Source organism: Cytophaga hutchinsonii ATCC 33406 (genome assembly GCF_000014145.1).
GTDB lineage: Bacteria > Bacteroidota > Bacteroidia > Cytophagales > Cytophagaceae > Cytophaga > Cytophaga hutchinsonii.
This window is the reverse complement of sequence record NC_008255.1, coordinates 3,850,040-3,873,069: the sequence shown is the minus strand read 5'-3', so window position 1 is coordinate 3,873,069 and position 23,030 is coordinate 3,850,040. Positions and strand designations below refer to the sequence as shown.

Annotated in this window: 23 protein-coding genes; 15 read left to right on the top strand and 8 right to left on the bottom strand. The window is 37.8% G+C overall.

The genetic code is table 11. The features are described from left to right. The first annotated feature begins 1 nt into the window (after position 1). On the top strand, positions 2–1,066 hold the full coding sequence (rfbB, locus tag CHU_RS16485) for a dTDP-glucose 4,6-dehydratase (protein WP_011586735.1): 1,065 nt from the start codon (positions 2–4) through the stop codon (positions 1,064–1,066). 21 nt (positions 1,067–1,087) lie between these two features. Continuing rightward, a complete protein-coding gene (rfbA, locus tag CHU_RS16480) occupies positions 1,088–1,954 on the top strand; it encodes a glucose-1-phosphate thymidylyltransferase RfbA (RefSeq protein ID WP_011586734.1) in 867 nt (288 codons plus the stop codon). 10 nt (positions 1,955–1,964) lie between these two features. On the opposite strand, the gene CHU_RS16475 is transcribed toward rfbA, so the two are convergent. Further along, positions 1,965–3,149 (bottom strand): THUMP-like domain-containing protein, encoded by a 1,185-nt coding sequence (locus tag CHU_RS16475; protein WP_041932462.1) that lies wholly within the window; start codon positions 3,147–3,149, stop codon positions 1,965–1,967. Positions 3,150–3,295: 146 nt separating this feature from the next. Between CHU_RS16475 and CHU_RS16470 the strand changes: the two genes are divergently transcribed. Both CHU_RS16470 and rsmI read left to right on the top strand, forming a co-directional pair. Next, positions 3,296–3,547 (top strand): 4a-hydroxytetrahydrobiopterin dehydratase, encoded by a 252-nt coding sequence (locus CHU_RS16470; RefSeq protein ID WP_041932461.1) that lies wholly within the window; start codon positions 3,296–3,298, stop codon positions 3,545–3,547. Further along, entirely contained in the window at positions 3,531–4,283 is a 753-nt protein-coding gene (rsmI, locus tag CHU_RS16465; RefSeq protein ID WP_011586731.1) for a 16S rRNA (cytidine(1402)-2'-O)-methyltransferase, read from the top strand. The genes CHU_RS16470 and rsmI overlap by 17 nt, the downstream gene beginning before the upstream one ends. Before the next feature lie 25 nt (positions 4,284–4,308). On the opposite strand, the gene CHU_RS16460 is transcribed toward rsmI, so the two are convergent. The 4 genes from CHU_RS16460 to CHU_RS16445 all read right to left on the bottom strand — a co-directional run bounded on the left by CHU_RS16460 (position 4,309) and on the right by CHU_RS16445 (position 8,741). Then, a complete protein-coding gene (locus CHU_RS16460) occupies positions 4,309–5,739 on the bottom strand; it encodes a PhoX family protein (RefSeq protein ID WP_011586730.1) in 1,431 nt (476 codons plus the stop codon). Between the two features lie 4 nt (positions 5,740–5,743). Beyond that, positions 5,744–6,679: a DUF6929 family protein gene (locus CHU_RS16455; protein WP_011586729.1), complete on the bottom strand. Its 936-nt coding sequence runs from the start codon at positions 6,677–6,679 to the stop codon at positions 5,744–5,746. A 67-nt stretch (positions 6,680–6,746) separates the two neighbouring features. Continuing rightward, positions 6,747–7,697, bottom strand: coding sequence for a hypothetical protein (locus tag CHU_RS16450; RefSeq protein ID WP_011586728.1), 951 nt, complete (start codon positions 7,695–7,697; stop codon positions 6,747–6,749). 84 nt (positions 7,698–7,781) lie between these two features. After that, positions 7,782–8,741, bottom strand: a complete 960-nt coding sequence (locus CHU_RS16445) for a hypothetical protein (RefSeq protein WP_011586727.1) — start codon at positions 8,739–8,741, stop codon at positions 7,782–7,784. A gap of 194 nt (positions 8,742–8,935) precedes the next feature. Here CHU_RS16445 and CHU_RS16440 point away from each other — a divergent pair, with 194 nt between their 5' ends. From CHU_RS16440 to CHU_RS16430, 3 genes are read left to right on the top strand one after another with little or no spacing between them, the layout of a single operon-like run. Further along, positions 8,936–9,454: a 3-hydroxyanthranilate 3,4-dioxygenase gene (locus CHU_RS16440; RefSeq protein WP_011586726.1), complete on the top strand. Its 519-nt coding sequence runs from the start codon at positions 8,936–8,938 to the stop codon at positions 9,452–9,454. A gap of 13 nt (positions 9,455–9,467) precedes the next feature. Then, positions 9,468–10,766 (top strand): kynureninase, encoded by a 1,299-nt coding sequence (kynU, locus tag CHU_RS16435; RefSeq protein ID WP_011586725.1) that lies wholly within the window; start codon positions 9,468–9,470, stop codon positions 10,764–10,766. Then, the gene (locus CHU_RS16430) at positions 10,763–12,112 is read left to right on the top strand and encodes an FAD-dependent oxidoreductase (protein ID WP_011586724.1); all 1,350 of its coding nucleotides are present in this window, start codon (positions 10,763–10,765) and stop codon (positions 12,110–12,112) included. Before kynU ends, CHU_RS16430 begins: the two co-directional genes overlap by 4 nt. Positions 12,113–12,146: 34 nt before the next feature. Here the strand turns inward: CHU_RS16430 and CHU_RS16425 are convergent, their stop codons facing one another. Further along, the gene (locus CHU_RS16425; RefSeq protein ID WP_011586723.1) at positions 12,147–12,929 is read right to left on the bottom strand and encodes a TIGR00730 family Rossman fold protein; all 783 of its coding nucleotides are present in this window, start codon (positions 12,927–12,929) and stop codon (positions 12,147–12,149) included. A 242-nt stretch (positions 12,930–13,171) separates the two neighbouring features. Here CHU_RS16425 and CHU_RS16420 point away from each other — a divergent pair, with 242 nt between their 5' ends. After that, positions 13,172–13,804, top strand: a complete 633-nt coding sequence (locus CHU_RS16420) for a hypothetical protein (protein ID WP_011586722.1) — start codon at positions 13,172–13,174, stop codon at positions 13,802–13,804. A 2-nt stretch (positions 13,805–13,806) separates the two neighbouring features. After that, positions 13,807–14,517 (top strand): hypothetical protein, encoded by a 711-nt coding sequence (locus CHU_RS16415; RefSeq protein ID WP_041932460.1) that lies wholly within the window; start codon positions 13,807–13,809, stop codon positions 14,515–14,517. A gap of 306 nt (positions 14,518–14,823) precedes the next feature. On the opposite strand, the gene CHU_RS16410 is transcribed toward CHU_RS16415, so the two are convergent. Further along, positions 14,824–15,885, bottom strand: a complete 1,062-nt coding sequence (locus CHU_RS16410) for a DUF4421 domain-containing protein (protein WP_238379302.1) — start codon at positions 15,883–15,885, stop codon at positions 14,824–14,826. A 394-nt stretch (positions 15,886–16,279) separates the two neighbouring features. Here CHU_RS16410 and CHU_RS16405 point away from each other — a divergent pair, with 394 nt between their 5' ends. The 6 genes from CHU_RS16405 (at position 16,280) to CHU_RS16380 (ending at position 22,306) form a co-directional block, all read left to right on the top strand. After that, the gene (locus CHU_RS16405) at positions 16,280–16,660 is read left to right on the top strand and encodes a RidA family protein (protein ID WP_011586718.1); all 381 of its coding nucleotides are present in this window, start codon (positions 16,280–16,282) and stop codon (positions 16,658–16,660) included. Between the two features lie 94 nt (positions 16,661–16,754). Then, the gene (gene gltX, locus CHU_RS16400) at positions 16,755–18,308 is read left to right on the top strand and encodes a glutamate--tRNA ligase (protein ID WP_011586717.1); all 1,554 of its coding nucleotides are present in this window, start codon (positions 16,755–16,757) and stop codon (positions 18,306–18,308) included. 11 nt (positions 18,309–18,319) lie between these two features. Then, a complete protein-coding gene (locus tag CHU_RS16395; protein ID WP_011586716.1) occupies positions 18,320–18,520 on the top strand; it encodes a hypothetical protein in 201 nt (66 codons plus the stop codon). A gap of 27 nt (positions 18,521–18,547) precedes the next feature. Next, a complete protein-coding gene (locus CHU_RS16390) occupies positions 18,548–19,201 on the top strand; it encodes a phosphatase PAP2 family protein (RefSeq protein ID WP_011586715.1) in 654 nt (217 codons plus the stop codon). Further along, the gene (locus tag CHU_RS16385; RefSeq protein WP_011586714.1) at positions 19,201–20,949 is read left to right on the top strand and encodes an ArnT family glycosyltransferase; all 1,749 of its coding nucleotides are present in this window, start codon (positions 19,201–19,203) and stop codon (positions 20,947–20,949) included. Before CHU_RS16390 ends, CHU_RS16385 begins: the two co-directional genes overlap by 1 nt. 130 nt (positions 20,950–21,079) lie before the next feature. Beyond that, on the top strand, positions 21,080–22,306 hold the full coding sequence (locus CHU_RS16380; RefSeq protein WP_011586713.1) for an NAD(P)-dependent oxidoreductase: 1,227 nt from the start codon (positions 21,080–21,082) through the stop codon (positions 22,304–22,306). 147 nt (positions 22,307–22,453) lie between these two features. Here the strand turns inward: CHU_RS16380 and CHU_RS16375 are convergent, their stop codons facing one another. Next, positions 22,454–22,969, bottom strand: a complete 516-nt coding sequence (locus CHU_RS16375; RefSeq protein ID WP_011586712.1) for a transposase — start codon at positions 22,967–22,969, stop codon at positions 22,454–22,456. Between the last annotated feature and the right edge of the window lie 61 nt (positions 22,970–23,030).

Here is a 23,030-nt window from a genome sequence, read left to right as displayed (position 1 = left end):
AATGAATACTAATAAAACGATATTAATTACGGGTGGCGCCGGATTTATTGGGTCTCACGTAGTACGCTTGTTTGTTAATTCATATCCGGATTATCTAATAGTGAATTTAGATAAACTTACATATGCAGGGAATCTCGCAAATTTAACGGATATAGAAAAAGCTCCCAATTATGTTTTTGAAAAAGGAGATATTTCTGATGCAAATTACATTCAGACACTTTTTAAAAAATATAATTTTGATGGCGTTATTCATTTGGCAGCCGAATCGCATGTTGACCGTTCAATAGTAGCTCCAATGGAATTTGTTGTAACCAATGTTATTGGTACAGTAAATTTACTGAATGCAGCAAAAGATGCCTGGAAAGGTTCAAACTACGAAGGTAAACTTTTTTATCACGTCTCTACAGATGAGGTGTATGGCTCGTTACACGATGATAGTTTCTTTTTAGAAACAACATCATATGATCCGCAATCTCCTTATTCAGCATCAAAGGCATCTTCAGACCATTTTGTACGTGCCTATAGTAATACGTATAAGTTGCCAGTTGTACTTACAAACTGTTCAAATAATTACGGGCCAAATCAATTTCCTGAAAAACTGCTTCCTTTATTTATCAATAATATTCAAAATAATAAAGCATTGCCTGTATATGGCAAAGGTGAAAATATCAGAGATTGGTTGTTTGTAATTGATCACGCAAGAGCTATTGATATTGTTTTTCATAAAGGTAAACGGGGAGAAACATATAATATCGGCGGCCATAATGAATGGACAAATATTGATCTGATTCGGTTATTATGTAAGCAAATGGATCAAAAATTGGGTAGAGCTGAAGGTACAAGTGAAAAATTGATCTCGTATGTGACCGATAGAGCCGGGCATGATTTCAGGTATGCGATTGATGCAACGAAAATTAAAGATGAATTAGGCTGGGTACCGTCGGTAACGTTTGAACAAGGCTTGAGCTTAACGATTGATTGGTATTTAGCAAACAAAAAGTGGATGGAAGAAATTACTTCCGGTGCGTACGAATCTTATTACGAAGCACAATACATTAAAAGATAAATTAACATATTTTATATAGCTATGAAAGGTATTTTATTGGCGGGAGGAACAGGTTCACGTTTGCATCCATTGACATTGGCAATGAGCAAACAGATGATGCCGATCTATGATAAGCCGATGATTTATTATCCATTATCCTGTTTGATGCTGGCAGGAATAAGAGAAATATTAATTATTTCTACCCCTCAGGATTTACCGAACTTTCAGAAGTTGCTAGGTGATGGGAGTGCGCTGGGCTGTAGATTTGAATACGCTGTACAGCCCTCACCGGATGGGCTCGCGCAGGCATTTGTAATTGGAGAACAATTTATCGGAAACGATAAAGTAGCATTAATCTTAGGAGATAATATTTTTTATGGCTCTGGCCTTGGCCGGTTATTGCATTCACACAATGATCCGGATGGCGCAGTGATATTTGCTTATCACGTTACAGATCCGGAACGTTACGGCGTTGTTGATTTTGATGATGATATGAATGCATTGTCGATTGAAGAAAAACCAATCAAACCAAAATCTAATTATGCGGTACCAGGTGTATATTTCTACGACAACAGTGTAATTGATATAGCTAAGAATTTAAAACCAAGTTCAAGAGGTGAGCTTGAAATTACGGATGTAAATAAAATCTATTTAGAAAAAAATAAATTAAAAGTTGCTGTATTGAACAGAGGTACAGCCTGGCTGGATACGGGTACATTTGCTTCTTTAATGCAGGCTGGTGAGTTTGTCCGTGTAATTGAAGAGCGCCAGGGTTTAAAAGTAGGCTGCATTGAAGAAATTGCTTATACCATGAAGTTTATAACAAAAGAACAATTGGAGGCATTGGCAAAGCCGTTAATGAAAAGCGGCTATGGCCAGTATTTACTTGGCCTGATCAAAAATAAATAAATTGTTGTGCTTATATTTTTTCGCAAATCAATAATACTTTACTTAAATCATGAAGGGTGGTAGCAAAAATAAAAATGTTACCACCATCTTTTAATCCTGTTTTTTTTCTGATGGCTTCAACCGAATCGGGGAAGTTTCTGGTTTGAATGTTTGCTTTCCCGCCAGGTACTGCAGCTTGAATATCTTTCTTACTATAACCAACGGTTTCTTTAATCTTAAACGTTCTTCCTGGAAAATCAGAAACCTCTGATGCTGATGTATACAAATGAGACGAAGCATGTAATTTAAACACTTCGTATTTTTGTGTAATGCTGTTAAACCCGCCGGCCTTTAAGATAGAAGGATTGGGCTCATATAAATACGCGAGCGGCGCAGAATAGCTCAGGGTTACAGCCTGTTCGGCAGCAATCGTAAATGAAAATAACTGCAGTTGTTTTTTATAATCATGTGCGCATATATACGTAGCTTTTCCGGAATAATTTTTCTCAAGCAGGTATAAAACTTCTTTACATTCATTATCTACACTCACTACGTGAATTTCCTTAATGCCTGTGAGCTGTCGTGTGGCTTCTGTTATATCAAGCATTGGAGATGTTTTTATTAAAATGACATCTGCTTTGCTGAAATAAAAACTCTGGAGGGCAACAACATTCGGTTCGCAATCACTCAGCTTATAAACTTTCCGCATTTCCTTTCTGCGTGCAGGATCTAAAAAGATTACATCAATTTTTTCTGCAATATCTTTTAGATATTCATCCGAATCAGCAGTTTTAACAACAATGTTATTTTGATTTAGCGTTGAAAAATTATGTGCCGCTATTTCAGCCAGATCTTCCTGTTGTTCAATATAAATAACTTCATTAAATGATTTTGAAAGATAAAAGGAATCTACGCCGAACCCACCGGTAAGATCTACCAGTCTTTCACCGCTCATAAGCGTTGATTTATAGTGTGCCGTGCGCTCGGAGGAGCATTGTTCCATGCTTAAGCGAATGGGATAGATAATGTTTTCAGTTGATGCCCACAAAGGAAGCTTTTGAGATGCTTTTTGCCAGCCTTCAATCTGTGCAGCAATCCATCTGCTGTCTACAGTAAATACAGGCATGCGTAACATTAATTCAGCTACGGAAGCATGTTTATGCTGAACAATGAAAGCGTTCACTTCTTTTGATAATAAAGCATCTATAGGAACCATAGTCAAAGATACCATTTATAAAAGAATGATACATACAGAAAATATAATCGCAACGCTTCTTTGTTATTTTTTTTTTAAGAACTAATTTGTATGTATTAGTTAATAAGAACCCATGTAATTCATTATTCAAACTATTTCTTTTCATTATGAACAAGTGGACAGAACAAAACAACAGACTTATCAAGCAATTTCAATTCAAAGATTTTAAAGAAGCTTTTGAATTTATGAAACGGGTTGCTGTGGTAGCCGATAAAATGGATCATCATCCATATTGGACAAACTGCTACAATAAAGTATATATCGAACTAAATACCCATAGTGCAGGTGGGGTAGTTACAAAAAAAGATTTTTCACTGGCAGAGGCCATTGATACACTAGCTCATGAATCAGACAATTAATACGTCAGGTAAATTATATTTAGTACCAACTCCGATCGGCAATCTTGAAGACATTACGTTACGTGCTATCCGGATATTAAAAGAGGTTGATCTTGTTTTAGCGGAAGATACGCGCACCAGCGGGAATCTCTTAAAACATCTGGCTGTTCAAACGAAGCTACAGGCCTTTCATGCGCACAATGAACACCGTGCCCTGCAATCAACGATTCAATTATTACAGCAAGGTAAAAATCTTGCCTTGGTTTCTGATGCCGGAACACCAGGCATTTCTGATCCGGGATTTCTACTGGTGCGTGAATGTTATGTTCATAATATACCGGTTGAATGCCTGCCCGGGCCAACGGCGTTTGTGCCTGCTATTGTAAAGTCTGGCTTACCGAGCGACAAGTTTGTGTTTGAAGGATTTCTTCCGCATAAAAAAGGCCGTAAGACGCGTATTGAAAAACTGATGCCTGAAGACCGCACCATTATTTTTTATGAGTCGCCTTACAGATTGGTAAAAACACTGGAACAGTTAAGAGATGCCTTTGGTGCAGACCGTCAGGCATCGGTATCACGCGAGTTGACCAAAATGTTTGAAGAGACACGCAACGGCTCTCTGGAAGAGCTTGCAGCGCATTATACCAAACATACACCTAAAGGCGAAATTGTATTGATTGTTGCCGGCTATAACAGCAAATCAGATACACTGGGTAACGTAGATGAAGCGTATAGTGAGGCAGACGACGAAGAATAATTTAAAAGAACACTTATCTATTCTTTCATTTTAAATCAATTACAATGGTGCACGATTTATTAAAAGGTGGTGGATTACTACTGTAGGGATGCTGGATATTTATAAAATAGAACCTGGTGTTTCCAGACATAAATGCACCGCCAGTAGTTTCAGCACCTGCAGGTGCTATTAAAAAACGCTTCAGATCATCAACGGTAGGATTTTTAACACTTAGATCAAGCCAGAAAATTTCATTCATAAAAAAATTTTTCTCCAGCGCGCTTTTGCTCACCCGGCCGCGTGTATTTAAAATAATATCTTCCTGAATGATCAGATATGTTTTTCCATTTTTTGTAAGCGTAGTAACCGCATCAGGATTTGAAAAATGTTTTTCCGGATCTTTTTTTCCTGCTCCGCCATTCAATAAAAGATCCATGTTGTTTGTTACAGGATCAAACACGAGAACACTTCCATAGGGCTGATCGATCACAGACTTATTCGTAAAAGGAATTAAATGTTTGGACGGTTTACCATTGTAAATATTTTCTATTATAAAATTATCACATCCGGTTGCTGTAATATAAATTTTATTTTGCACCTGTGTCATCCATTCCATACGTAGAAAGTAACTGGCACCCATGCGCAAGGCTACATTGCGGATATCGACCAATGAATCCATAGTCATGGGTAATGTTATCCAATGGCTTGTATCATCAGGTGTAGCATCTCTATATGCGTACAATTGTCCATGCTCAAAATTATTTTTTTCACTCGCAATAAATTTAAAGAAAACACCCGGCGCAAAGTCATCGGTTAAAAAAACAGTTTTGCCATCGTTTAATAGAAGCGCACTTTCATGTACGAAGCGCCCCATGTTGTAAAGCTTGCGAAGTGATGTTAACGAATCCGGATCAACTTCAACCATCCAGCCGGTATGTTTAAATCGCGCAAGTCCGTTTATGTCGCTGGTGTCCCGATAACCTTTCCCCTTTTTATACAGGTATACATTGTTTACCGGTGTACCTTCTTCTGCTGTAAGAATAGTGTTTTTTTCTTTTATGTATGTACCGCTGCAATTGTCATATGTTCCGCCAACAGAAGTAAAATCAATATTTTTAATAGAATCATAAACGTTCCAGGTAGTGTGTTTGAAACAGAGAGGCACAATGCTCATGCCTCCGCCATCGCCAAGTACAGAAGAAGAGTCATTGCACTCATGCGAAACAGCTAAAGAAACTTCAGAAGATTTTTTACCGGGCAAAATAAGAATCATATCATGCATCCCTTTTGCCGGAGCCGATTTTCCTGTAGAAGTATAAACAGTGTCACCCATACTGAATAAAATTTTATAAGATAATTTCTTATCTATAATAATGTCAGTAGAGTAATCTTGAAAAGGAATTTCGTTAAATGGATATTGAGCAAAAACAGGAAAAGCAATTATCCAGCACAATTGTGAAATAAGTACTTTCAGCATATGATTAGAGATCTAATTGGAGCATTAAAATATCTGATCCGCCCATGTCGTCGTCACTTACTGCCAGGGCTATGTATGAATTTTCTCCTTCCTTTTCGTAAATAGAAATCGATTCAATTTTCAGCGGTAAGCCGTTTATTTCAGGAATGAGCGTATACGCAGAAACATGACCGACAAATCCACTCGCGAGCTTGCCACGCATTTTTTCTTCCCCATCAAGGGACAAGATGCCAACCGCGCTGCCCATGATGGCACCATCGTCTATTGCATTAGATGTGTTTTCAGCAGCAGCAGTGAAAAATAGTTTCTGATCAAAATAATCTGCGCCGGAAAATCCTGCGCGGATAGTTTCTATTTCCGGCAGTTCGGATGTAATAATGGTTGGGAATGGAACACCATCTGTGTGGCCCTGAATAAATTCAACAAATTCTACCAGATCGAAGCGCAGGATCGCATTATTTTCACGATTGAAAACATATAGATATGTTTCTGTTGCAGCGGCAGCTTCAAAATTTAATACGCCGCTTATGCCTGTTACATCTTCATTCATTCGTAAAAAGGCATACCATTTCACTAATGATATTTCCCATACCAAATGTTTTTTATTGTAAGGTGTCGGTAATTTTACCAGGTAGGCAACATCGCGGCGCGGCGATTTAGAGCCTGATCCAAGGATCAGTAAGTGTGGGTACCCATTGATATTGAATCTGGTAATGCATTCCAGATCCGGTTTTTTCTTTTTTAAAATTCTGTTCTCAACAATATCTTCATCCTTTGCCTGAAACAGCGGAACTTTAGCCAACACGGTTAAATCGTATTTAAGCACATACAGGAAGCTTGAGTCGTCGCCAACGATGTAAATGTTGCCGTTTACTACTTCAACCGCTGAAGCTGAAGGGATACTTGTTAAATGAACGTGTTTTAAAACAGATAGATGCATAGATAAAGATATAAAAAAAGCTCTCTTATTTTTACATAAGAGAGCTTTAAACAAAATGGTTGTTTAATTATTTTTTAACAGAGAATTCCATGTATTCGTTGTTTTTACCTGCACCGGTTCCGTCTGTATCCGTTGAAATGAAGGTTACTTTAATCAGCGCATAATCATTTCCACCTCTAAGTTTAGCAACAAAGATATCACCTGCAGCTACACCTGTTTGTGTATCGATTGCATTACCAGCAGCAGCATATGCATTTTTTATAGTTAAATCAGTCGCGTTTGTGTAGTCAAATCCAGGAGCTAATTTTGCATACAATGTTCCTGAAGTACCAGCATTGAATGATTTTTCCCAGAATGCAGTAGTCTTATCAGCATCGATCATGTCTTTGCCGGTCTCAGCATCTGAAGCAGCCTTGTTTGTTAAGGCAACAAGATCAAACGCACCTGAGTTTGGTCCTTGAATGTTATTTAATTTAAGGCCTGTCGTTTCTTTTAAGACACCATATACAATAAAGATTTTAGCAGGTCCTAATAAGATACCGGATGTATTTGTTGGTCCGCCAAAGTTTGTTCCGTCTGTAAATGCGAAATAGTACTCATCAGAAACAATTGCAACGTTGTTTGCATTTAACTCAACAGTTAAATTTAACACCGTATTGTTTTTTTGGTCAGAAGGAATATCATAATAGTAGTTATTATTTCCGTCTTTTTTGAAACCTGATCCCTGGTACGTTACATAAGCACCTTCTGTAGGATTAGTAGTTTTTTTGTACACATAGATACGTTTCATGTCTGTGCTTGTCTTAGAAACAGCCGTTACCTGAAGCGCAGCCGTTAATTGCTGTCTTGTTACATAAAGTGTTGTTGAGCCGGTTGTGTTTGTGTTTTCATTTAATGTAACAGTAGCATCTGGTGTAACCGGAGTAGCTGGCGTTTCTTCATCATTTTTAGAACAAGAACTTAAAAGTGCCATTGAACTTAGTGCTAAAACAGCAACATAAGAATAAAATTTTTTCATAGTAGTTTAAATACAGTTAAAGGTTATATAAAATTATATATTAAGTTAAGAATTTTTATTCAAAAAAAGTTATCTAATGAAGAATTATTTTTTCAGGTTGAAGATAAAATATTCATTATCATTGCTTCCGCCTGTTTTTCCATTCTCAGGCACGATATACATAATTTTCATAGCAGCATACGATGTTGTACCTCTTAATTTCATCAGATAAATATCACCTATGTTAATAGAATCCGGTGTTTCAGTAAAGGATGTACCAAGTGAATAATAATAAGCTACTTCTGTATCTGTAGCATTTGCATACGGAAAATTACTTTCGGCTTTTACAAATGAAGTACCGTTTTGAGATGTGAATTTTCCGGTAAACAGCGGGTTATTATCTGTGTTCTCATAGATATCCATATCAGCAGCAGCTTCTTCGTTGTATTTGTATGCAAGGTTAACAACATCAAAGCCCGGATAGTGGTATGCAACCGTAGACGCGTAATTATAAATACGTTTGCCTGTAGATTCGCTTAGCTTACCATATAGAATAAAAAACTGTGCCGGGCCAATAACTACGCCTCCACTGCCAGGGCCTGCATAATCGTTATCATCTGTATAGATAAAATAAAATTCTTCCGCAATCGCCGTAAGATCATTTGCTCTCAGCCCAACGGTCACAGCAGTAGTTGTGCTATCCTGATTGTCACTGTTAAGCAGTGAATAGAAGTTATTATTACTATCTTTTTTGAAACCATCTATTTCAACGGATTTGTAAGCTCCCGGAGCCAGAACATTGTCAATGGGGCGCGTAAAAATATACAGGCGTTTCATTTTCATTCCGATAGAAAATGTATTTGCATTAACACGCAAATTTGCTGTAACCTGATCTCTCTTCACATAGAGTGTATCTTGAACGGAAGGCGTATCCTGGTTGAGGTATATAGCCTTATGTGTAATAAATGGTGCTACCGAATCTGAACTCTTTTTTTTGCAGGATGAAATGGTGAAGAATAGAAGGCCGGTAACAAATAACAAGGATGAAGGGATATTTTTAAACATAATATGTATTCCTTTAATTCGCTGGACAAGTAAAGCGTTAAATAGCCAATAAAATTACACCATACCAATGAAATATCAATGAATTGTGGTGTCTATATTTAAAATTAACGTACTTTATATCTAAATTATTTCATAATGCAGGTTTGTGCGTAGAATTGCTCACAAATCAGGAATCTCATAAATTGTATTCATGTATGCTCAAGCCATTTAACTTCAAAGTCTGGATTGATGAAAACAGACATTTATTAAAACCACCTGTTGGTAATAAACAAGTGTATGTCGGGAATGACGACTTCATTGTTATGGTTGTGGGCGGTCCGAATGCACGTAAGGATTTTCACTACAATGAAGGCGAGGAATTCTTTTATCAGGTAGAAGGCAATATTATTTTGAAAATCATTGAAGATGGAAAAATAGTAGATGTCCCGATTTATGAAGGAGATATTTTTTTACTGCCTGCCCGTGTGCCGCATAGTCCGCAGCGGGGGGAAAATACCATTGGTCTGGTTATCGAACGTTATAGAAACGACGAAGAGCTGGATGGGTTCATGTGGTATTGTGAAGCCTGTAACCACAAGCTATACGAAGAATTTGTTATGGTAAAAGATATTGTTTCGCAATTGCCGGTTGTTATGAATAAATTTTATTCATCGAAAGAACTTTGTACCTGCTCCAATTGCGGAACTGTGATGGAAGCACCTGTTAAACGATAAATATTTTCCTATAGTGCCAACAAAATTTCTCATTACCAGAGCTTATTCTGTTCAGCTGGATAAAGAAGATCCGTTAGCTGAATTCAGAAAAGAATTTCTATTTCCCGGACCTCCTGCAGCAAAGGCTTATTTTTGCGGACATTCGCTGGGCCTGCAGCCAAAGCGTACAAAAGAACTTATGCTGCATGAATTGGCAGACTGGGAAAAATGGGGTGTGGAAGGTCACTGGAAAGCTGCTAATCCGTGGCTGCATTATCATCAGTCATTTGCAAAACCCTTGTCTGTATTAGCAGGGGCTTATCCGGATGAAGTAGTGGCAATGAACAGCCTTACAACAAATCTGCATTTTATGCTGGCATCCTTTTACCGGCCAGCAGGAAAAAAAATTAAAATTATTACCGAAGCCTGGAATTTTCCTTCGGACCGTTTTGCTTTGGAAAGCCTTGTAAAACTGTATGGCTACGATCCGAAGAAAGTAATTATAGAATTAAAACCGGGCAAAAAAAATACAGCATTAACAACAGAAGAAATCTGTGCCAGCATTCAAAAAAATAAAGATTCGTTGGCATTGGTTGTATTAAGCGGTGTGAATTATTATTCCGGACAAGCGTTTGATATGGAACGTATTTCACAGGCAACCCATCTGGCAGGTGCATTTGTTGGCTTTGATCTTGCGCATGCAATAGGCAACATACCGTTGCATCTGCACGATTGGAAAGTTGATTTTGCAGTATGGTGCAGTTATAAATATCTTAATGGCGGACCTGGCGCAGTAGGCGGCGCGTTTGTACACCAGAAGCACGGGCATGACAAAACAACGCCTCGTATGGCAGGCTGGTGGGGCCACGACCACAACACCCGGTTTAATTTAGAAGGCACTTATAAGCCCCTTTCAGGCGCAGCAGGTTTTCAGGTGAGCAATGCACCGGTATTTAATATGATTGGCTTAAAAGCTTCGCTGGACATATTTATGCAGGCGGGATTAACAGCGATTAATAAGAAAAGAACTACCATGTTTAATTACATGGTTTTTTTAATTCATGCCTTGTGTACAGAAGATCAGAAGAAAGCATTCTCCATACAAATGATCACGCCTGTAACACAACAGCAGCATGGCTCTATGTTATCGATACGCGTTGAAAAAAATAAGGGAAAACAGTTGTTTGATCTGCTAAGCAAACAAGGTTTTATGCTCGACTGGCGGGAACCGGATGTGATACGCATTGCACCTGTTCCTCTTTATAATAAATATCAGGAAATATATTCGTTTGTTTTGGAATTGTCTAAACATGCTGTTTTAGTTCGCTTATGAAAGAACAGATTACCATTTGCGGCGCGGGATTGGTTGGGAGTCTGCTTGCTGTTTATTTAATAGAAAGAGGATTTTCAGTACGTGTATTTGAAAAAAGAAAAGACCCGCGCAAAAATGAAGCAGATGCTGGCCGCTCCATCAATCTGGCTATTAGTCACAGAGGCATTCATGCCTTAAAGGATGCACAAACCGGTTTGGAGAAAGAAGCATTGAAGCTTGCTGTACCTATGTATGGCAGAGCAATACACGATTTGCATGGCCATGTATCCTTTCAGGCGTATGGAGAAGCTTCCCAACATATAAATTCAATTGGCAGAGGAGCGTTAAATAAATTACTGATCACAACAGCAGAAAACCTAGGTGTACACTTTTTGTTTGAACATACGTGTACAGATTACCATGCAGCCGGAGAGCAATGGCTATTTTCTGATATAACAGGCAATACTGTTGCAACGCAATCAAAAGAAATCGTAATCGGTGCAGATGGCGCATTTTCTATTGTACGATCTTTTTTGTCTAAACAACAGCAACCACAGCCACAGATAGAAACACTTGAGTACGGATATAAAGAGCTTGAAATAGCTTCGGCACATACTGAGACAATAACAAACAACCAGGCGCTGCATATATGGCCAAGGGAACGGTTCATGCTGATTGCCCTGCCTAATGAAGACGGCAGCTACACAGCTACTTTATTCCTTCCCTTGAAGGGAGAAATTTCTTTTGAAGCATTACAATCTGATCAGGACATTCAACTCTTTTTTAAAAAATATTTTCCCGATACAGAAAACTTGTTTCCGGATCTTACAGAACAATTTTACAGGCACCCGACATCAAAATTATTTACCATTCATAGTTCGAACTGGTTTAACGCACATACACTATTGATCGGCGATGCGGCTCATGCATTGGTTCCTTTTTACGGACAGGGTATGAATGCAGGTTTTGAAGACTGCAGGATATTAGCGGAAATTATTGATGGCAAATCAAAAACAAACTGGTCCGAAATATTTGCAGAATTTTATAACCAACGCAAAGAGAATGCAGATGCTATTTCGGATCTGGCTTTGCAGAATTTTATTGAAATGCGGGATCACGTTGCAGATGCTTCTTTTTTATTACGGAAAAAAATAGAAAAGCATTTACACCAGGAATTAGAGGATGCATTTATTCCACAATATACAATGGTTTCCTTTACAGACATTTCGTATAAGGAAGCCATGGAAACAGGTTTGTTGCATCAGAAAATATTAGATGAGATTATGGCTATACCTGATATTGAAGCAGCCTGGCCCACAGAAGAATTAAAAAATAAAGTCATTACAGTGACAAAAAAATATATATAAAAAAGCCTGAACACATTGTTCAGGCTTTCAATTTTTATTCTCCGAAGATCATCCAGCGTTTTGGCTTTGTAACTTTTTTCAGACCAAAGGCATCTACTGCATATTTGCTTAGGTGATTTTCCATTTCGTGAATGTCGTCTGTAAACAAAAACAGTTCAAGATCTTTCGGTGATATTGTTCCCGCTTCAGCCATATACTCAAGATGCTTGTACAAATGTTTGTGGTACTCTTTTCCGAATAATACAATCGGGAAACGTTTGATCTTATTGGTCTGTACCAACGTTACGGCTTCAAAGAATTCATCCAGTGTTCCCATACCACCTGGCATACAAACAAAGGCATAAGAATATTTACATAAAAGAACTTTTCGTACAAAGAAGTATTTTATGTTTACACTCAGGTCTAACCATGGGTTGGCGTATTGTTCCATTGGTAAAATAATGTTACAGCCTACCGATCTGCCACCGCCCTTTTTAGCTCCTTTGTTTGCAGCTTCCATAACACCCGGCCCGCCCCCGGTCATAACCGTGAAACCCAGGCCGGCAACTGCCGCCCCCACTTCAAACGATTTTTTATAATATTCGTGATCTTCCTTAAAGCGGGCAGATCCAAATACGGTTACACAGGGTCCTGCAAAATGCAGTACCCTGAATCCGACCAGGAAATCCCAGATAATATGCAGCAGGAATTTAAATTCTTTCCAACGTGATTTTGGACCTTCTAAAAAAAATCGCTCTTCGTTTTGTTCTTCCGGCATAACGTTGGGATTATTCTCAACAACGTTACTTTTATCTACTTTTGTTTTTAACCCCAACATATCGACCCTCTTTAAAACTTTCTATTTTATCTTATGTTAATACTATAATAATTGATATTACGGACAAATATAAAATATGTTATTTTATTAACTGTCAAATGGTTAAATAACTTATTGGGTTATTTATATAAAATATTGAATATCACTCTTTTAATGATTTGTTCTGAAAAAATGATTGCTTACTTTTGAGTAGTATTCACACAGAATAACAACAAAACAATTTTATACCCCTCTAACAAAAGATGAAAACATTTTATCTGTTACTGATGGCTGTTGCCTTAACTACCTTTTCGTGCCGCACAAAAGAAGGAGCTCCGGGTCCTGCCGGTGAAAGTGCATTAAACAAACAAGGTTCTATTAACGGGACATTGACCTTTGTTGATTACAAGGGTGATGAAGTAAAGCAAACGTTTGATTATGCGTACTACGAAACATTATTTGATAACCAGTTTCAGTATTTTAATTATGGTGAATATGATCTGAATGTAAAGAGAAGAGATCTGAAGGATAAATACAGCTATATATCTTTTGATGCGTATGGTTATACAGATGAAGGCGATGGTATCACGCCTGTTCCGCCATTTTACGGTCGTCTGGATTTTTCAATGATAAGAAACGTTAATAATTCTGTATTTGATTTTGGGGTTACATTTGATCTGGATGAGTCGTCTTCAACATTCAATGTTACAAACTTAAAACTGGACACATTATCCGGAAGAATTACCTATGATTTCGAAGCCATTATAAATCCAAATGATATGTACGGGGATACGTATGGCAGCACCGAAGCTACTTTACAGGGGCATGTAGATGTTATTGCAAAAAGAAAATATGATTCAAATGCTCCAATGCCAGCACGTATAGGTAGAAAATAAGTATGAAAGCAAACATTATATGTATTTTAACGGCAATGCTGATGGTGTCAGTATCGTGCCGTACAAAAGATGGTGAACAAGGACCTGCAGGCGAGAGTGATTTAACGAGGCAAGGCTCAATTACCGGTACAATCAGTTATGTAGATTATAATGGAAAGGCTGTGAACCCTTCCTTTTCATATGAATACTATGAAACGCTGTTAGATAATCAATTTATGTATTCCGGATTCAATTCGTCTACGATGCCGAAACGCACAAACATACCAATTCCTTCAAACATGTACTCAGTTACCTTATCAAGAAGAGATCTGCTGGATACGGAAAAAAGATTTGCGATAACCCTGTCGGGTGAGGTAAATGCCGATGGAACCATTCACACTCCAAGCTATGCTACGCTGGATTTGTCGTTTATAGGTCTTGTGAATAATAACGTATTCTTGTTTGAGGATGAAGGCGAAGAATCAGATTATGTAAGTGCTTATCCAAGCAGTAGTGCAGGAGAATCGGATGCAACATTTAATGTATCTAACCTTTCCCTGGATACACTAACCGGCAGATTGCATTTTGATTATGTTGCTACTTATCCTGCTCATTATATAACGTACAGAAGTAAATATGATGGTAATACATCTGCTACTGTAACCGGTACCGTTGATGTTGTGCTGAATCGTAAAAGACAGTCAACAGCAAATCCTCCTATTTTAGTAGACTAACTTAAAAAAAAAGGTGTCAAATTTTGACACCTTTTTTTTTAAGTATTGTTTTGATTAGAATCCGGAATTCAGAACGCCTGATTCTGTTATTTTTAATACAACTGAAATAAAGTTAAATAAAACATTTTATCTGGTATTATTTGCTGCGGTTATATGCATGAGAGCATGCCGCTGCACAAAGGAAGGCGAACTGCAACTGTTGTTACTCTTATATATTCATTCAGCGGTATTTCTAACGGAAAAATAGCTTGTGAACAAATAATAAAGAATACTTAAATCAGAGGTAACAGATCTGTTGCCTCTGATTTAAAAATTATGGAGTGTATGTTCAAATTTATTTTGCATGGTGCTCATTTTTTTAGATAAGCCTTTACCCCAGTTCGGCACATTGATCTTGTAGCCAACCTTTAATATAACTTTACCATTGTTGTTGAATATATTTGTTTTAGAACCTAAATGATACCGTTCATTATCATATAAAACACTTATTCCCGCAGTCCATCTCTTTGCATGAAACCCAGCTCCTGCTTTTGCAATAATGCGGTAGGAGATAGCAACCTTATTTTCATGTTCGTCTTCAAATGTCATAGACTTGTATTGAAAGCTGGGTCCGAATCCCGGAATGATGCCCAGATAAAATCGTTTGCTGAAAATCCATGTAAAACCATAACCCGGTAAAACAGAAATGCTGTAGAAGGTGCCCCCCTTAAAAATTGCTTCCTGATTCATTTGGTCCAGAATGAAAGCTGGAATCGAATCGCTCATTCTAAATTTGCTTAATGAAAAACTGGTATTTATAATAAAAGAGGATGAGCTGTTTTTTTGCATTTCACCACCAATCATTGTTGCATTCATTGAATATTTAACCGGATTAAATACACGCAGTAAGTTTATTGTAAACCGGTTTGTCTTCATATCAAAATAGGGCGTTTTATCCGGTGCATTGGCTACATCAATGTATCCGTTATAGTTTCCCAGGAAGTATCCTAAGTTTTGACTGTAAAAAATATCAACGCCATATTTTGGTGTATACGCCAGCGCCTGTAAATTAAAATTCTGGTATTTTGATTGAGAGTTATCGTAATTACTCTTACCAAGCTTTGGTGATAAAATGGCGATGTTTACCGCGAGCCATTTATGGCTGAACCCTAAACCAATGTTTAAAGGAGCAATAGGGAAATAATAATTATCGATACCGGGGTTTGTAAATAACTTTCCATTCAGGTAACGCGTGCTGAAAATAAAAATAGTGAGTTTGTCGCGGGCACTAACGACATAGTTTTCTCTTTTAAGGTATATACTGTCCAGCTTTTTATCGATTTTTTCAGATTTCGTAGTCTGCGCATAGCCAGACAAAGAAAAAGTCATGAAGAAAAATAGTGATATAAAGAATAATAAAAGCTGTTTCATTTAAAGTTTCCAGAAAATTCAGGTGTGTATATTAAATATAACGAAAAAAGCACAAATGCTATGCGCGCAGAGGTGTGTTATTCGTTATAATGTTTTGAAAAGAAATGAAATGATGCAGCATGACCTATCCACGGAAGGCCGCCGAACGACCAAGGAAGGATCTGTTTTTATAAAGATATGAATAGAAGAATATTTCTGATATCGTAGTGAATGAAGAACTTCAAACCAATAAAAACCTATGTTTCAGCGTTTAAAAGATGTTTTAGCGTTAAACATACCGGGTTACACGAACAGGCTTTATTTCCTGTAATTCCCTACTTTTTTTGTATTTTTGTATTCAGATTTAATCTTCATGACAAAGAAAATAATTAATACTTCAAATGCGCCGGCACCTATTGGTCCGTACAGCCAGGCAATATTAGCCGGAAATACGTTATATGTTTCAGGACAAGTAGCATTTGATCCGGCATCCGGTAATTTAATTACGGATTCCATTCAAAATGAAACACACCGTGTGATGAAAAATATTGAAGCCATCTTACTTGAAGCTGGCTATAGTTTCTCTGATATTGTGAAGTGTTCCATTTTTGTAAAAGACCTTAATAATTTTGCTGCCATTAACGAAGTGTATGGTACATATGTAGGTGATGGAAAGCCTGCCCGTGAAACAGTAGAAGTTGCCCGTTTGCCAAGAGATGTAAATGTGGAGATCAGCTGTATAGCGGTTAAATAACAAAACCCAAATAACAAAATACAAATAACAAACAGTTGCATTGGTTCGCCGCGGCGTGATTTGTTTTTTGGAATTTATTTTAAAATAAAAATTCATGTCAGATACTAATAAACAAGTTCGAGTTCGATTTGCTCCATCCCCTACGGGGCCTTTACATATTGGCGGTGTGCGCACGGCTTTATACAATTATTTATTTGCCCGTAAAATGGGCGGTAAAATGTTGTTGCGTATAGAAGATACCGATCAGAACCGTTTTGTACCAGGTGCGGAAGCATACATTCAGGAAGCACTTGCATGGGTTGGTATTGTAATAGATGAAGGAGCCGGCGTTGGTGGGCCGCATGCACCGTATAAGCAGTCTGAGCGTAAGCCGATGTATCGGGAGTATGCAGAAAAATTAATTGCTGAAGGAAACGCTTATTATGCGTTTGATACATCCGAAGAATTAGAAGCTATGAAAGAGCGGTTGAAAGCAGCAAAGGTTGCTTCACCTTCTTACAACATGGTTACACGTATGCAAATGAACAATTCATTAACCTTGCCTGAAGACGAAGTGAAAAGACGTCTGGATGCAGGAGATGAATATGTAATCCGTTTGAAAGTTCCGCGTAAAGAAGAAATACGCCTGAATGATATGATCCGTGGCTGGGTAGTAGTACACTCTTCAACCATTGATGATAAAGTATTGTTAAAATCGGATGGTATGCCAACATACCATTTAGCAAATATTGTTGATGATCACTTAATGGAGATCACACACGTAATACGTGGCGAAGAATGGCTGCCTTCTGCACCCTTGCATGTATTGCTTTATCGTTTCTTAGGCTGGGAAGATACCATGCCGCAATTTGCGCACTTACCGTTATTGCTAAAGCCGGATGGGAATGGTAAATTAAGCAAACGTGATGCGGATGCGGGCGGTTTCCCGATATTCCCGTTAGATTGGAAAGACCCGGCAAGCGGAGACACTTGGATCGGCTTTAAACAACAGGGATATTTACAGGAAGCAACGACAAACTTCTTAGCCTTTTTAGGCTGGAACCCGGGTACACAACAAGAGTTGTTTACCATGGATGAACTGATCGAAGCATTTACAGTAGAGCGTATTGGTAAATCGGGAACGAAGTTCGATATTAATAAAGCAAAGTGGTACAACCAGCAATACATGCGGCAGTTGCCCGATGAAACTTTAACACGTTTATTAAAAGAAGAAGCAGATAAACATCAGGCAAAATATGATGCGGCTAAACTTCCATTGATCGCGCAGATGTTAAAAGAACGTTTGACGTTTGCTAAAGATTACTGGATCGAAGGACAATTCTTTTTTGAAGCACCTGAAACATTTGATGAGAAGGTGGCAAGTACAAAATGGAATGCCGAAGCAGTAACTGTTATCAGTGCGTACAAAGAGGCATTAGCTGCTTACACAGGCGAATTCAATGCAGAAAACGTGAAACATGTATTGCACGAAGTACTGGAAAAAGCGGATGTCAAAATAGGCAAGATCATGCAGGCACTTCGCCTGGCTTTAACCGGCGCAGGTGCAGGACCTGATCTGATGCAATTCATAGAAATTGTTGGAAAAGAAGAGGCGATAAAAAGAATGCAGTTTGCCCTTATAACATTAAGTGAAAAAGTAAATTCATAATTGACTTAGTTATGCCAAGAAAAAAGAAAACCGACGTTACAGATTCTAAACCTAAAGTTTCTAAAGAACTGGAAGGATTGAATATTAAGGTGAACACCTTTGGCGAAATTAAAACCAATTATGACATCGATAAGATCAATGAGTTTCTGAATAAAACCGTAGATGATAAAAAGCTACGCGACAGAGACGATCTGGATTCAACTGAATCTTAATTTATAGTATTCATTAAAATAGTTCGTGTGAAAGAAATTCTTCAGCAAACGCGTATATTCCTGGTGCTGTTTGCATGTTATTTGCTGATACCGGGATTTATCTTGTTAATGACCGCAAAAGGTCAATTTGAAATCTGGTTGAATTCCTTTCACACAACTTATTTTGATAATTTCTTTTACTGGGTAACGTATTTCGGCGACGGATTTTTTGCCGCGTTTTTATTGATTGGTTTAATACTGTTTTTTTCAATACGAAAAGGATTAATCATTACAGGGATTTTATTAGCCGTTTCTGTTGTTACACAGATCTTGAAATTATTTGTTTTTCCAACGATGGATCGTCCATCGGTATATTTAAAAGATGTACTGGAACTGCACTTTGTAAAGGGCCTGGAAATACATACATCCAATAGTTTTCCATCCGGACACACCACGCAAGCTTTTTGTTTGTTCTTTTTATTTTCGTATTACTATGCGAACAGATCCATGAATTATTTATTTTTTCTTCTTGCTGTACTGGCAGGTATTTCACGTGTGTATCTTTTACAGCATTTCCTGATTGACATATATGCAGGTGCCGTGATTGGTTCGCTTGGTTCGCTGATCTTGTTATTCTACGTGAATAAATACAATCTTCTTTCAAGTCCGGCTTTAAATAAACCTTTAATTTCTATACGATAATGCATGTATTAACCGATACATCCTTTCGCACAGATAGAGTACTTATCATACTTATATCTGCTATTCTGTTTATACCGTTTATTGGTTCCGTTCATTTATTTGACTGGGATGAAATTAATTTTGCAGAAGCTTCGCGTGAAATGATCCTGACAGGTGACTATACACATGTGCAGATCAATTACGAAACGTTTTGGGAAAAGCCACCTTTTTTCTTTTGGCTGCAAGTGCTCTGTATGAAAATTTTTGGTGTAAATGAATTTGCATCACGTCTGCCAAATGCATTAACAGGCATCGCGACCATGTTAACGCTGTATGCAATGGGCCGAAAACTGGAGAACAGAAAGTTTGCCTGGATCTGGATGCTTACGTACGCGGGCTCTGTATTACCGCACTTCTATTTCAGAACCGGCATCATTGACCCGGTATTTAATTTATTCATTTTTGTTTCTTTATGGTTTGTATACAGACTTGCTCAGTTAGGTTCAGACCAGGCAAAGGAGCGTTTGAGGTTTGCCGCGCTTGCCGGTTTCTTCTCCGGTATGGCAGTGCTTACGAAAGGACCTGTAGGACTGCTGGACGTGCTGCTGACGGTTGCTGTGTACATGGTTATCGTACGAAAGTTTTGGGTGCTTGCATTCAAAGAATGGGTTGTGTTTTTTGTTACAGTAGGGATTGTATCGGTTGCATGGTTCGGATATGAGCTGGTAACAAATGGTCCGTTTTTCCTTCAGGAATTTATTATTTATCAGATCCGGTTGTTTAAAACACAGGATGCAGGCCACGGCGGCCCGTTCTATTACCATGCACTTGTTATTTTGTTCGGCTGTTTCCCCATGTCGTATTTTGCCTTTTTAGGTATGAAGAATCGGGATGGAGATACAGAAGCACGAAAACAATTCCGTTTATGGTCTGTGCTGGCTTTTGTTGTGGTATTGGTTTTATTCAGTATTGTAAAAACAAAAATTGTTCATTATTCCTCTTTCTGTTATTTCCCGCTGTCGTATTTAGCAGCTACTGGTGTAGAGCGTATCATGAACGGTTCAAAAAAACTGAACCGGTTTTTATTTTTTGCGCTGCTTATTACCGGCGTTATTATTGGTATGGCGCTGATCGGATTTCCCTTGCTTGTAACGTATTATGAAGGAAGAATGATTGAGATCACACCCTTGATCAAAGATCCGTTTGCGGCGAAGAATTTTCTTGCACCTGTCAGCTGGAGCGGTTGGGAAGCGTTGGCGGGATTGGCTTATTTAATCGTTTTCATATCCGCTATCTATTATCTGAAGAAAGAAATTGTAAAAGGTATTGTATTGTTATTTTGTTCTACCATTCTTTTTCACGAAACAGTATTGCCTTTATTTCTACCTAAAATAGAAACATATATTCAAGGAGAAGTAATTAATTTCTATCAACGCTTTACAGACCGCGATGCAGAGCCGGCTTATGTGGAAGTATATAATTTTAAAAGCTATGCGCATTTGTATTATACAAATAAAACTCCGGTAACAAATCAAAGAGAACGGAATCTGGATTGGCTGATGAATGGTAAAACGGATAAAGCTGTTTACCTGGTAACAAAAACAGGTAGAGAAGAAGATCTTGAAAACCATCCGAATTTTAAGCGTATCGGGGGAGCGTACGGGTATTTGTTCTATAAGAAAATTGATACCGCACAGATGCAGCATACACCTGTTGGTGTAAAAAATATCGAACCGAAATCAGACTCGTTAGTAATAAAATCGTATTAGATTACTTAAACGATCGGATGTAACGTATGGATATTTGATTCTGAGTAAAAACCTCTAGTTACCAGGTTCTGGTTTATAGACGAATGTAACTCATCTGGAAACAAAGCTCCGCAGCGGCGGATGGAACCTTATGACTAAATTAAAAATCGGTATTATTCGCGAAGGTAAAGTACCATCTGACAGACGGGTACCCTTATTGCCTGCTCAGTGTGTAGAGATTATGCAGCAATACCCGCATGTTGAGATTTTTGTTCAGCCAAGCGATATCCGTTGTATTTCAAATAAAGAATATGTATCTGCCGGTATACCCATCAGAGAAGATTTAAGTTCCTGCGATATACTTTTAGGTATAAAAGAAGTGCCGATCTATCAGTTGATGGCGGATAAAACGTATTTGTTTTTTTCTCATACGATTAAATTACAGCCTCACAATCAAAAATTGCTGCAGTCTGTTTTAGAAAAACGCATTACGCTGATTGATTATGAAGCGTTGCGAGACAAAGAGAATAAACGTGTTATTGCCTTTGGATATTACGCGGGAATAGTTGGTGCATACAATGCTTTTTTACTTACAGGTAAAAAGTATAACTTATTTGATTTGAAGCCAGCTCATAAATGTTATGATATCAATGAACTGATAGCTGAATTAAAAAAAGTTGTTTTGCCGCCCTTGCGGTTTGTGTTAACAGGAGCTGGCAGAGTGGGAAACGGAGCAGAACTGATGTTGAAAGAAATGGGAATACAAAAAATTTCTCCTCAGGATTTTCTTACTAAAACATATAAGCATCCCGTTTACACACAGATTATTTCAGCAGATTATAACAGGCTACCTTCTGCAAATCAATCGATCAATATCTGGAACACCGAACATTTTCACGAACATCCGGAAATGTATCAATCGAATTTCATGCGTTTCGCATCTGTAACAGATGTGCTTATTGCCGGTGCTTATTGGGATCAGCGCGCACCCAAATTGTTTACAACAGAAGATATTAAACGATCTGATTTTTCAATCCGTTTAATTGCAGATATTACCTGTGATATTAACGGATCCATTCCAACTACGGTGAAGTCAACAAACATCTACGATCCGGCATATGATTTCAATCCGTTTACAAAAGACATTGAAGCACCCTTTTCAGATCCGAGAAATATTACAGTGATGGCGATAGATAATCTTCCCTGCGAAATACCACGCAGTGCCTCAGAAGATTTTGGAAACCAATTGATCAAAAATGTATTACCCGATTTGCTTACCAAGCCTTACGGAGACCTGATACAGCGCTGTGCACTTACAGTTAAAGGAACGCTGGGTCCGCATTTTAGTTATTTAAAGGAATATTCAGAAGGGAAGTAATATTGAGAGCGGTTGGCTGCTCGGCTAATTATTGATTGTCAGTTGCGTGTGACATCTATTTACTGTCTTAGTTTAAAGCATATACACGTAACGTGCCGAACCACGGCCTGCTCTTCCATCTGCCATTGTTCGGCACATTATTGTTTCTCATCCTCTGTAATGTGTAAGCATATTCCAATAATCTATACCTGTTAAATAAAACGAGGCACTCGAATATTTATAATATTCTTGCTTTTCGCACAAATTCGCTTTTACAGGATTGTTGTGGATATAATCTAATTTTTGTTCGAATACCTTGTCAGTGAATAAATCAATTCCTAATGAACGTCTTTCCCAAAAATGATACGTTCTATCTTGTTGAGTTGATTTAAAATATTCTAGCACATTAGGGTCATTTAATTTAAGATCTCTTTTAAAATATTGTGCGGTTGGTGTAAAAAAACTTCTTTTGATAATCGATGGATTTGTATCTCCTTTGACCTGCCAAATCAAATGAATATGATTGTCCATAATACAATAAGCATATAAGATTATTTTGTTTGAGTGAACCAGAAATTTTAATTCTTCTAATATTACGTGTTTATATTTTTCAGGTGTAAGTAGTTTGTTCCAATTTAATATTGTTCCTGTAAAAAATTCAGGATGAAAAATGATTTTGTCCATAGCTGATTTGAAAATACGATTGTTCCTGTATTAAAGCAATTACAAGTGGTTGGCAGTTTAA